At 43.3% G+C, this 11,665-nt stretch carries 9 protein-coding genes; 2 read left to right on the plus strand and 7 right to left on the minus strand.

Annotation, left to right across the window (positions count from 1 at the left end; translation table 11 throughout):
- Positions 1 to 236: 236 nt before the first annotated feature.
- The 3 genes from H6G86_RS28400 to hbs form a co-directional block, all read right to left on the minus strand.
- A complete protein-coding gene (locus tag H6G86_RS28400; protein WP_190937113.1) occupies positions 237 to 1,691 on the minus strand; it encodes a dihydrolipoyl dehydrogenase family protein in 1,455 nt (484 codons plus the stop codon).
- Between the two features lie 145 nt (positions 1,692 to 1,836).
- Complete coding sequence (gene cobD / locus H6G86_RS28405) at positions 1,837 to 2,895, minus strand: threonine-phosphate decarboxylase CobD (RefSeq protein WP_190937114.1); 1,059 nt, start codon at positions 2,893 to 2,895, stop codon at positions 1,837 to 1,839.
- 26 nt (positions 2,896 to 2,921) lie between these two features.
- Positions 2,922 to 3,206: a non-specific DNA-binding protein Hbs gene (hbs, locus tag H6G86_RS28410; RefSeq protein ID WP_010998076.1), complete on the minus strand. Its 285-nt coding sequence runs from the start codon at positions 3,204 to 3,206 to the stop codon at positions 2,922 to 2,924.
- A gap of 805 nt (positions 3,207 to 4,011) precedes the next feature.
- Between hbs and H6G86_RS28415 the strand changes: the two genes are divergently transcribed.
- The gene (locus H6G86_RS28415) at positions 4,012 to 4,632 is read left to right on the plus strand and encodes a Uma2 family endonuclease (RefSeq protein WP_190937115.1); all 621 of its coding nucleotides are present in this window, start codon (positions 4,012 to 4,014) and stop codon (positions 4,630 to 4,632) included.
- A 248-nt stretch (positions 4,633 to 4,880) separates the two neighbouring features.
- Here H6G86_RS28415 and H6G86_RS28420 read toward each other — a convergent pair whose 3' ends face one another.
- From H6G86_RS28420 to pilM, 4 genes are all read right to left on the minus strand, one after another.
- Complete coding sequence (locus H6G86_RS28420; RefSeq protein ID WP_190937116.1) at positions 4,881 to 7,259, minus strand: secretin GspD/PilQ domain-containing protein; 2,379 nt, start codon at positions 7,257 to 7,259, stop codon at positions 4,881 to 4,883.
- 136 nt (positions 7,260 to 7,395) lie between these two features.
- Positions 7,396 to 8,163 (minus strand): pilus assembly protein PilO, encoded by a 768-nt coding sequence (locus tag H6G86_RS28425; RefSeq protein WP_190937117.1) that lies wholly within the window; start codon positions 8,161 to 8,163, stop codon positions 7,396 to 7,398.
- Positions 8,160 to 8,936, minus strand: a complete 777-nt coding sequence (locus tag H6G86_RS28430; RefSeq protein WP_190937118.1) for a PilN domain-containing protein — start codon at positions 8,934 to 8,936, stop codon at positions 8,160 to 8,162. The genes H6G86_RS28425 and H6G86_RS28430 overlap by 4 nt, the downstream gene beginning before the upstream one ends.
- A 93-nt stretch (positions 8,937 to 9,029) precedes the next feature.
- Positions 9,030 to 10,136: a type IV pilus assembly protein PilM gene (pilM, locus tag H6G86_RS28435; protein WP_114085264.1), complete on the minus strand. Its 1,107-nt coding sequence runs from the start codon at positions 10,134 to 10,136 to the stop codon at positions 9,030 to 9,032.
- Positions 10,137 to 10,289: 153 nt separating this feature from the next.
- On the opposite strand from pilM, the gene H6G86_RS28440 reads away from it, so the two are divergent.
- Positions 10,290 to 11,588, plus strand: coding sequence for an ABC transporter substrate-binding protein (locus tag H6G86_RS28440; RefSeq protein WP_190937119.1), 1,299 nt, complete (start codon positions 10,290 to 10,292; stop codon positions 11,586 to 11,588).
- Positions 11,589 to 11,665: the final 77 nt, after the last annotated feature.

Below are 11,665 nucleotides of genomic sequence, written 5' to 3' on the forward strand. Positions count from 1 at the left end.
CGAGTTCTGTCAAAGAGATTGTTGTAGTGACCCATGCTACGAAGCGGTCTTTCTTGACCAAGGTTGGGACGGTCTACTACTATTTCTAAGATACAAGGTTGGGTGAAGCGGAGCGCAACCCAACATTCTGATATATGTTGGGTTACGCAAAGCCTCCACCCAACCTACAATTTTTTGCTTCCGAGTTCAGAGCTATTAATGAATACAAAACTCACCTTGACAGCACCACTTTGCACTCATAAATTCCAATTACGGCGGAAATGGAAGAAACCTTCTAAAAACTCTTGCCAAGCAATATCACTATTTAACCTCTGCTTACTCCACTCTCTTGCAGCTTGTTCCAGAATTTCTGAGAAACTGGGATAGACAGGAGATAGATTTGCTAAATCTTTGACTTTAATTTTTTGGGACATTGCTAAGGCAATCAAATTAATCACTTCTCCAGCTTCTGCCCCTAATATCGAAGCTCCCAAAATTTCGCCATTGCGTAGCACAATTAATTTACACATACCAGTGGTTTCGTCCCGAAGTTGGGCTGCTGCCACTGTTTTAAAATATTGACGCAAAACTAAAACTTCATCTCGACTAAATAGACGTTTTGCCTGTGCCTCTGTCAAACCTACTTGCGCCACCATCGGCACAGAAAACATTGCCCAAGGAATGGAGCGATAATTTACTCGTAATCTAGGGAAAAAGAGTGCATTGTTCAGAGCAATTTTTGCTTCATAATTAGCGATATTGGCAAAATCGTAACCACCAATTACATCACCACAAGCGTAAATGCGGTGGTTAGTGGTTTGTAGTTTATCATTCACTACTAAACTACGCCGATGCCATTTTACACTTACCGTTGCCAAATTTAGGGATTCAATATTCGGCTGTTGTCCAGTCGCCACTAAAATTTCATCAGTTTCAATGGCTTTATCTCCTGCTTGAATCCACTTTTTATCCTCAATTAGCCTCACCTGAGTTACTAGTTTATCGGTGAGGACGCGCACACCTTCGACTTCCAACTGTGCCTGAAGCAATATGGCTATTTCAGAGTCAATATGGGAGAGAACATAAGGATGCTTGACTACTAGCGTCACACTGCAACCAAATCGGGCTAAAGTTTGAGCGATTTCAATACTTTGGGGAGTTCCACCGATAATTACCCAATTTTTGGGTAATGTTCCTCCCTGTAAAGATTGCCAAATATTAGAAAGGGTTAGATAGCCAGAGCCTTGCAATCCCTCAATCTCTGGAATTTCTGGACGCGAACCACTGGCTAACAAATAAGTACGGGCGTGTAGTAGGCGATTGTTAACGGCAAAAGCCAGTTGGGGCGAAGATTGAAATTGACCACTGCCAACAATGACATCTACCCCCAGCGCGGCTAGGACGGCAGGAGAATGCTGTTCTTTGAGATTTGCGGCGACGCATTGAGCATACAGCATCGCTTCTTGCCATGCCATAGATATTTGGTATTCTTCTGAAATATCAGTCTTTGTGGCATGAATACCAAAACTAGCGGCATCATTCAACTTTTGCGCCAGTTTACCGATTTCGGTAAGAGCATGGTGATGAGTAAACCCATAGTCTACTTTAGGTTCCACCAAGGCAACCGTAGCACGTAGTTGGGTTGCAGCAAGAGCAGCGTAGTATCCAGCAAGACTGCCGCCAATAATTACAACATCGTAGTCAATTGTCATTTGTCATTGGGAATGGGGAATGGGGAATGGGGAATGGGGAATGGGGAATTGGGCATTGGGCATTGGGGACAAGGAGAAAGACTTGTTTCAAGTTCTCACCTCTTGTCCCCTTGTCCCCCTGCCTCCCCTGCTCCCCTTGCCTCCCCTACTTCCCACTCAGCGCTGTTAGTAAGCGTTGGTTATCGGACTCTTCACGTACAGCAACCCGGAAAAAGCGATCGCCTAATTCTTTAAAACTAAGACAATCACGGATTAAAATCTGGTGATACTTGAGTAATTGGTGCTGTAACTGCGAAGTAGACTCTTGAGACTCAACCAGTAAAAAGTTAGCAGCACTTACTTGGGGTTGCAATCCCGGTATTTCAGCCAAACCCTGAAAGAGTTGGTTTCGTGCAGGTGGTAGCCATGCCCAGGTTTGCTGCTGAAACTCTGTATCCTGGAGGGCTGCAATTGCCGCCGCCGCCGCTAGAGTGTTTACGGGCCAGGGGTCACGCCATAGCTGCCATTTAGCTAGGCAGTCGGGGTGGGCGATCGCATATCCTAATCGCAATCCTGGGAGACTGTAAAATTTGGTTAGCGATCGCAATATTACTAAATTCGGATATTCCTGTACCACCGGAATTAGGCTTTCTTCCTCATTAGGCGGCACAAAATCCATAAATGCTTCATCCACCACAACCAAAGCGAATTGCTCCAGATAGGGCAAAATAGAGTCCCGTGAAAATATCTTGCCGGTTGGGTTGTGGGGATTATTCAGCAATAATCCTTTGTCCTTTGTCTTCTGTCCTTTGTCAAGGAATAATGACCAATTACCAGTGACTAGTGACAAAGGACACTCCAGCACATTAGCGTTATACGCTGCCAAGGTTCGGTAATAGTCACCAAAGGCTGGAGTAATTAAAGTTGTCGCGGCTAATTGAGCCAATTCCCTACCTATTAAAGTGAGTAATTCTGCGGAGCCGTTACCCGGCAGAATCCACTCAGGAGGCAGTTGATGGAAGTGACTGAGAGCTAGTCTCAGTTCACTATATTTTGGATCTGGATAGTGCTTAAGATTACCGAGTTGGGACAGTATAGCAGCGATCGCGCTGTTTGGAGGCCCCAACGGGCTGATGCTAGCAGAAAAATCCAGAATAGCATCAGGGGGACAGCCAGCCAGTGCTGCTGCCCAGGCTAAATTTCCCCCGTGTGCAGGTTGCCGCATTAAAAAAGGGTTCCCGAAGACAGAACCTATGCTTTTGGGGGTGCTACCTTTTCTCTAAACAGTTTTCCTGCGGAGAAAGCAGGAACTCTCGTTGCGGGAATTTCCATTTTCTCATTTGTTTTCGGGTTGCGACCTTCGCGGGCTTTACGTTCGCGTGATTCAAATGAGCCAAATCCCACCAATGTCACCTTATCACCAGAGGAAACCGCTTCAATAATCGTTTCCAAAGCGGCAGTTAAGACTGCATCCGCTTGTTTCTTGGTAACACTAGCCTTTTCAGCTACGGCATCAACTAATTCACCTTTGTTCATATCAAACTCCTGAAGGTTTACTTGAGATTCTTTACGGATGCACCCTGGTACATCTGTATTAAAATCTTTGTTAGCGGGAATACAAAAATCATCCTTTGGGAGTATTTTTACTCAAAACGGCTGTACATCCCATCGGCTCGACTTTTCAATGAATCATTCTAAAGCGTTGTAGCCTGATGTGGATAGATGAAACCATTAATTTATATAGATTTCAGGATTTTTTGTAGTTTTAGGGTACTTGTTTCACTAAAAACCACCCCAAAAGTAGGAAAAAATACCTAGTAAATCCCGCAATCGCCAAGAAAACAGGGGAGTGGGGAGGCGGGAGATGGTGAGGATTTGTTGGGATTAATTACCGATGTTGAAGAGTTATTGCTGAGATTAACCAATTTTTATGGAAATCAAAGACTCATGTTTCCGATTTCTCTAAAAAGTCAGGTATTTTGCTTACTTTTCATATCATCTGAAAAATCCAACACGAAATTTAACCCCATAGCGAGCTTTTTTAGTAGGGAAGGGGGAAAAATTAAAGCGTCTCCCCTACAAGGCTATCCATTAGTTACATCTTTCTTAACATTTGTTAGCGATCGCTGCGACAACTTCTTCTGGTACCTCCGTTACGCGTAGCTTGCTTCGACCGAGGAGTAAGACAAACCAGGCACTTAACAAAACCTTTAGGGACTTCCAGTAAAAAACATCTCTACCGTCTCCATGTACTTTGGAATTTAGGATTATTTATTTTTTGCAGAATCGAGCCAAGGTAAGGAAGCGGTATGATCGAAACGACTACTAGGGGTAATAGATTATGACTCAAGCCATACCAAAACTAGTAACTTTTGAAGATTTTGCAGCGTGGCGACCCGAAGGTGGAAGATACGAATTACATGACGGCGTGATTGTTGAAATGGCACAACCAGTGGGAGACCATGAAGATGTCGTTGGTTTTGTAGCAAGAAAACTAACAGTAGAATTTGACCGACTAAATTTACCTTATACAATCCCCAAAACTGTTCTTGTTAAACCAACTAAGTCGGACTCTGCCTATTCCCCAGATGTGCTATTACTCAATCGCCCTAATTTAATAAATGAGCCGCTATGGAAGAAAGAATCAACTGTAAGTCTTGCAGCATCAATTCCCTTAGTAGTTGAGGTAGTTAGTACGAACTGGGATGATGACTACTACACAAAACAGGGTAAGTATGAGGGTATTGGAATTCCTGAATACTGGGTTGTAGATTATCTCGGTCTAGGCGCTAAAAAGTTCGCTGGCAACCCCAAACAGCCTACTATATCTATTTATCAATTAATCGATGGTGAATACCAAGTTACTCAATTTAGAGGCAGTGATCGTATTGTCTCGCATACTTTCCCGGAATTGAATTTAACAGCCGAACAGATTTTTCAAGCTGGAGGTCTACCAACATAGCCACAACCCCACTTGCTGTTTTACACTACTAAAAAATTTCAGTTTTTTTAATTATTGTTTCTTCTGTTTAAGTGAATTCAACACTTTATGTAGTGTCTGTCTAGTTAGCCTAATCAAAAGACCTCTGAAAGGTTTTAGTACCCAAAACTGTCCCTCTCCGACTCGGAGAAGGACAGAGTTGAACTTTAGTTCAAAGCAGTGAGAGGTGCGAGGATGTGAGCCAGAGGTGACTCTCCTACTGGTGATCTTTATTGCCTACCGGGAAGCTTCAACCCTCGACGTTCAAGGATTTGCCGCACTTCTGGGCTGGGATTGTAGTTATAGCCATAAGAGGAGTTTTCAGAGTCATCCATAATTTGAGGTGTTAGTAATACAATCACCTCATTGCGCTGGTTGGATCTATTTGTACTTCTAAACAGCGCACCAATAAGGGGAAGATCGCCCAAGATGGGAATCTTGGAAATACTTGTCCGGTCTTGGTCTTGAATAATCCCTGAGAGAATTAGTGTCTGACCATCTCGTAAGCGAATTAAGCCAGAAGTAAGGGAACGCTCAGAGACTAAAACAATTTGTCCATTTCCTGTATTTTGTGAGCCTGTAGGAGCGCTGACTGTAGGAGCAACCGATAGAGAAACGAACCCATTATCGTCAATCCGGTCAACTTTCACACTTAAGGTTAACCCAACTTTTTGTTTATCAATTTTTCTTTCTGTCCTAGAGCCAGCAGAAGTATCCGTTGTTTGGAGAGTTATATTTCCCACCACTTCTTGGGTCAGATTAACAAGTGCCTGCTGACCTTCTTGCACAATTAAGGTTGGGTCAGTCAAAATCTTGGCATTGCCATTCGTGACTTGAGCTTGCAAGCTAGTGAGAAGACGTTTGGGGAATTGATAAATAGACGGCAAGCTATATGTATATTGAGCAGGGGTTTGGCCAGTTACCTGATTAGTATATTGAGTCGGTAGACCAGTAACTGGGTCAAACTGAGTTGGGACAGATGTAATTGTTCCTGGAGTTGCTGCGGTAAATGATGAAAGTCCTGGTTGCGTTGGGTTAGAGTTTACACCAGCACTAACTGCTCCTGTGGTTGGATTTTGTGGGTCAAGAAAAATATTTGCGCTACTAAGTGGATTAGGTCTTGTAGGTGTACTAGTTACACTGGTTCTCGCTTCAGCACTATTAACTGGCCTTGAACCACCGAAATTAAGAGACGCTGCACCGCCATCATTTGAAAAGTAGTTGTTGCCAATCCCAAAGGAAAAGCTAGTGTTGTAGTCCTGAGTGTTATTGAGATTAACATCGATAATCTTGACGTTAACTACCACTTGACGACGGCGGATATCAAGCTGAGTTAGTTGAGCCATTGCCATCTGAACTAGCTTGGGAGGCCCAATCAAGGTTAAAGAATTAGTGCGTTCATCTCCTAATGCCTGTAAACCTCTCAGTAATGGGTTAGAGTCTTTGAAATCAACGCGTTGAGTTTCAACCTTGGTTTCTGTAGTTGTCTGAGCTTGTGTGATGGGAGCAGCTGCATTCCCAACAGCTACAGCACTAACACTGGTAACTTGTCGTTCTCGGCTGATAGCACTTTCTGCCCCTAAGCCAACCAAAAAGTTGATGGCGACTCCCACTGTGACCTGATTGAGTCGCAGGTTACGCATAACCATGTCACGGGTGGAATTAGGTAGTTTAGGCCCCACAAAAACTGTGCGATTACTGCGGTTAGCTTCTAAACCACTCAAACGCAAGACGTAGTTGAATACATCTTGCACTGGCTCGTTTTCTATATCTAAAGAGATGGTTTGAGAAGTTGCTTGTGCAGCAGCACCTGGTTGACCTCCACCACCTTGCTCACCTCCGATATAAGCCAGGTTCAAATTAGCAGCACGAGCAAGCAGTGACAAAACCTCACGCACTGGCGCATCTCGCAATACTAAGCGGGGGACACGTTCTTGAGTGCCTAAGTCAATGGTGCTAGGAGAAGCATCAGTGGCGGAAACAGCAATATCTCCTACCGGTGGGGCAACGGCTCTGGGTAAAAAAGGCGGAGCCTGGCTTAGAGGTTGACCCGGCCCAGCAGCTTGTGCAGGTTGTCCGTCAATGGTGACTTCCGGGTTGGGAACAAGAACACCTGAATTTTGACCAGATTGGGCTGGAGTTGTAGCAGGCGGTGCTGTGGGTGTTGACGCTGTTGGCGTTGGTGCTGATGCTATAGTGCCTGCCGATGGGCTAAAGCTGAGTGTAATTCCATTTTGCGATCGCACCACGGGTTGACTGCTAGGTACGTTGCTGCTGCCAGTTACCGTTACCCGAATGCTGTTGGCATCAAGCTGGCTAACCTCGACAGATGCAATTCCTGGTGCTGGGCTATCTTGACGAAAACTATTACCTTGTGGTAATCGTAATTGAGTATTGATAATATCTGCGACTAAAGTCTTACCTCTTTTTGTCGTGAAAACTTGGGGGCGCGAGCCTGAAGAAGTTTTCAAAGCAACACTAATTCCACCATTAACTGGATTTAACTGGACATTAGTAACTTGACTAATTTGTGCCCAAACTGGTTGAGCTGCCAAAAATACAAAAGCGGCAGTACCTAATATAAAACTATTACCGTGAAGCTGTTTCACAGTTCATTCCTCACCTAATAAAACCTTGTTTACAAACAATTTTGAGTAGTTCGTTAAAAGTAAGAAGTTATGAGTGAATAGTTAGGAATGATAACTCCTAACTCACAATTCACAATTCATAACTACTAATTAAAAACTACTTTTTCGGAGCAGCTTTTGCTGCTGCTGCGGCTATTTCTTCAGGACTAAGTGGCATCAATACTTGTAACTGGAATGATGTGTTAATCGCTGCTGGCCCAACCTGTACTGGTGTTTTGTCTAATGGGGATCTTGACTCTACTGGAGCCAAATTTGCTTGATAATCTTTAACTATTAACAAAGGCTGTAATCGCTCAATGTTACGAATTATCGATTGTGTTTGCTCATAAGTTCCTGTAATTTCGGCATTGATAGTGCTGCGTTGCAGCTTGCCGTCAACCAGTAGTCCTAGAGATCCATCAGTAATCGGTTCTGGCTTTTGGGAAACTGGCACGAATCTCTTCAGTTTGGCTCTAACTGCATTAATAGAAGTTGGAGTATTGCCAGACTCAATTAAGCGGTTCAAATCTAACAGCAATGTATCTAAGGTTTTTTCGTTAGCAAATAAACCTAAAACCTGAACTTTTTGCTGTTTTGCCTGCACTAGCTCTTCTTTAACTTTGCCAATCTGTTTGATGCTGGCTTTTTTTTGCTCAATTTGCGCTTGCAGTTCAGAACTTTTGGCTTGCTGCTGCTGGTAGCTTTCCCAAGCTGGCATTAGCAGGTTTAATAATATATAACCTGCTCCCGCTAAACCAATTACCCCTACCAAGATGCCAATGATTTTTGGTGTAAAGGCAATACCAAATATCACGGGGTGGGCTGGCGTTTCCGAATTGAATTCGCCACCATGTTCGGCAAAATTTAAATCATCACTCAGCGTCATTTTGGAATGACTCCTGTTTGTTGCATACTACGAATTCGAGTTACTAACCCCACTGTGCCTTTTTTTTCCAACTCCCGGATTAATTCCGAAGCTGGAATATCGCTCATGCTCGATTGAATAGTGTATTTAACTACTTGGGGTGGCTTAATTATTACACCACTAGAAGGTTGTGCTGCACCTGGTGGTAAGGGAGCATCTACTAATGCTGCCGTCACAATTCTGCTTTCTGTGGACTTCAAGAACCGAGACTGTTGTAAACTCAATAAGAAATCATTGACATCGTTAAAAGAACGAGCCAATCCGGTAATTTCTAATCCGCCGGCCGGATTGTTTGGGGGCTGCCCTGCTACTACCGCAATAGGTGGAGTTTGCTTGATGGTTTCGATTTGGACTGCTGTTGGGATGCGATCGCGCAAATCTTGCAGCATTGCTGACCAAGGTCGAATCTGGTCAAATACAGTGACTAAAGCTTGGGTTTCCCCTTTAACTGCACTCGTCTCGGCTTTGATTTTGTTCAGATTTCCTATTTCAGTATCTAGTCTCTTGCTTTCCTGATCGAATTGTGCTATCTGAGCATCTAATTCAACAATCTTCCCTTGCAACAACCACCAACTAACTCCCAATAAAGCTGGAAGACCTATACCTACTGCAACCCCCACATACACTGGTGTCATATTACCTGTAGGGAAGCTTAGGGATATTCCTCCCTTTCTGTCAGGCTTTTGCTGGTATGCTGGGCGATCTTTAAGAAAATTAACATCCAAACTGTACATTTTCTCACACCAATTAGAAACAAATATTTATGGTTTGAGAATTCTCAAACAGCGTAACTATCAAAACAGACAATCCAAAATCTAAAATCGGTATTACACCTCCCGCATACCTAAACCAAGTACAATCGCCAAGCCAGAGCGTTGTACCTGTGGATATTTATCAGTGTCAACTTCTAACGACAAAGACCCAATTGGATCTATTTGGGTAGTTGGCAAGCTCAATCGTTGGGTAAAGAATTCATCTAGCTGTTGGAGTCCACCTCCTGGCCCAGCTAATAAAATCTGCGCTACCTCCAAATTTTCACTTTGATTAAGGTAAAAATCGATTGAACGGCGCAGTTCATCCGTTAGTTCTCCCAATACTCTTAATATGGCTGCCATACCAGGATCGATCTCGGTAACACCGGTTTTCCCACCATCTAGGGGAGTTGGGGGAATAATCATTCCGTGTAACAGTTCCATATCTCGTGATGTGGGTAAGCTCATTGCCCTTGCTAACGCAGTTTGCATTTGATAAGTGCCTATAGGCACTGTGCGCGAAAATTGCGGTACTCCGTTAACTATGATGGCGATTTCTGTACTGTCGAACTCTATATCAACTAGGACTGCTGCTTCTTGCGGCCCAAATTGTCGCAGTTGTTCACGAATAGTTCGAATCAGGGCAAAACTGTTAATTTCTAAAACATCAATTTGTAGTCCTGCCTGTTCGAATGTACTTATATAGGTATCCGTTATTTCCTTGCGAGTGGCTACTAGAAGTACATGTACTTTTTCAATGCCATCCTCATCTACAAAGTAGTCAAGTTTCTGATAATCTACATCAGCTTCTTCACGAGGATAGGGTAAATACAAACCTGCTTCATGGTTTAGCACCATTTCTCGCAGTTCTTTGTCATCTAACTCCGTTGGTACAGGTATAATCCGAACGATGGAATCTCGCCCTGGTACACCAGTGGCAACACGAGTAGTTTTTATTTTGCTTTCAGCTAGCGCCTGCTGGATTAATTGCGCCATTGCTGCGGGATCGGTGATTTGACCATCGGTAACTACGCCTTCTGGAACTGCTACCGATGTAAAGGTTTCTAGTTTCAAGCCTTGACGCTGTTTGCGTAGCTGAACTACATTTACCCGTTCGGGAGCAAGTTCAATGCCGACCCCTTTATTCGATTTGCCAAACAGACGATTGAATTTTTGTACCACAGTTGTGCCCGATGGACTGCTAAATTGAAAATTTAAATTTGTTGTGGATAGAAACGTAATATATTACGTCTCGACGCGTAATTTATTTAGCCTATAATCTCGACAATTCTGTCTAAGCTTTTCACACTGATCAAGCGTAAAAATACTGGGAAAATGATTCAATTGCGAAAATTTAAACAACTTCTTGCTTTGGCACTGCTTGGCTTATTAACCAGTTGGATTGTAAGTTGCAGCACAGGTAATGTTAGTACAAATACAAAACAAGCTAATTCAGGAGGGGCAACTATTGAGTTTTGGACAATGCAACTCCAACCTCAATTTGCCGACTACTTCAAAAACCTAATTGCAAATTTTGAATCACAAAATCCAGGTATAAAGATTAACTGGGTTGATGTGCCTTGGGCAGCTATGGAGAACAAAATTTTAACAGCTGTCTCAGCAAAAACGCCACCTGATGTAGTTAACCTCAATCCGGGTTTCGCTTCCCAACTGGCGGGTCGAAATGCCTGGTTAGATTTAGATGCGAAAGTCTCAAACGATATACGTTCCTCCTATCTACCGAATATCTGGAAAGCCAGCACGCTTAATGGCAAGAGTTTTGGGTTTCCCTGGTATCTCACCACAAGGTTAACCATTTATAACACTGATTTATTAAAACAGGCAGGTATCAATAAGGTACCCACAACCTACGCAGAATTAGCACAAGTAGCCCAAAAAATTAAAGATAAGACTGGCAAATATGCCTTTTTTGTAACTTTTGTACCGCAAGATTCCGGTGAAGTGCTGGAATCTTTTGTGCAAATGGGAGTCACTCTAATAGATGCTGAGGGGAAAGCAGCGTTTAATTCAGCACAAGGTAAGGCAGCGTTTCAATACTGGGTAGACTTGTATAAAAAAGGGCTACTGCCTAAAGAGGCTTTAACGCAAGGACATCGCCATGCGATCGATTTATATCAATCTGGAGAAACTGTGTTTCTAGCTTCTGGGCCAGAGTTTCTGAAAACGATCGCTAATAATGCCCCGAAAATCGCCCAAGCTTCAGCAATAGCACCTCAACTCACTGGTGACACAGGTAAGAAAAATGTCGCGGTAATGAACATAGTTATTCCCCGCGACACTAAACAACCAGATGGCGCTGTGAAGTTTGCTTTATTTGTCACCAATGACGAAAATCAGTTAGCCTTTGCAAAAGCTGCAAATGTCTTACCTTCTACAGTCAAGGCATTGTCTGATAGTTACTTTACAGATGTTCCAGCTAATGCTTCAACAATAGAAAAAGCACGAGTTATGAGTGCTAAAGAACTACAAAAGGCAGAAATATTAACCCCTAATTTGAAGGATTTCAACAAACTGCAAAAGGCAATATATGAGAATTTGCAAGCAGCAATGTTAGGGGAGAAGACTGTAGATAAAGCTGTAGAAGATGCGGCGCAGGAGTGGAACAACAGATAAATTGGGAATTGGGAATTGGGAATTGGGAATTGGGAATTGGGAATTGGGAATTGGGAATTGGGAATTGGGCATAGTTA

It is taken from the genome of Nostoc sp. FACHB-133 (genome assembly GCF_014698055.1).
Taxonomy (GTDB): domain Bacteria; phylum Cyanobacteriota; class Cyanobacteriia; order Cyanobacteriales; family Nostocaceae; genus Nostoc.

Bases quoted from the DNA above. Each gene is read 5' to 3' on its own strand.
- H6G86_RS28400 (WP_190937113.1), bottom strand. From the start codon at position 1,691: ATGACAATTGACTACGATGTTGTAATTATTGGCGGCAGTCTTGCTGGA.
- cobD (WP_190937114.1), bottom strand. From the start codon at position 2,895: ATGCGGCAACCTGCACACGGGGGAAATTTAGCCTGGGCAGCAGCACTG.
- hbs (WP_010998076.1), bottom strand. From the start codon at position 3,206: ATGAACAAAGGTGAATTAGTTGATGCCGTAGCTGAAAAGGCTAGTGTT.
- H6G86_RS28415 (WP_190937115.1), top strand. From the start codon at position 4,012: ATGACTCAAGCCATACCAAAACTAGTAACTTTTGAAGATTTTGCAGCG.
- H6G86_RS28425 (WP_190937117.1), bottom strand. From the start codon at position 8,163: ATGACGCTGAGTGATGATTTAAATTTTGCCGAACATGGTGGCGAATTC.
- H6G86_RS28430 (WP_190937118.1), bottom strand. From the start codon at position 8,936: ATGTACAGTTTGGATGTTAATTTTCTTAAAGATCGCCCAGCATACCAG.
- H6G86_RS28440 (WP_190937119.1), top strand. From the start codon at position 10,290: ATGATTCAATTGCGAAAATTTAAACAACTTCTTGCTTTGGCACTGCTT.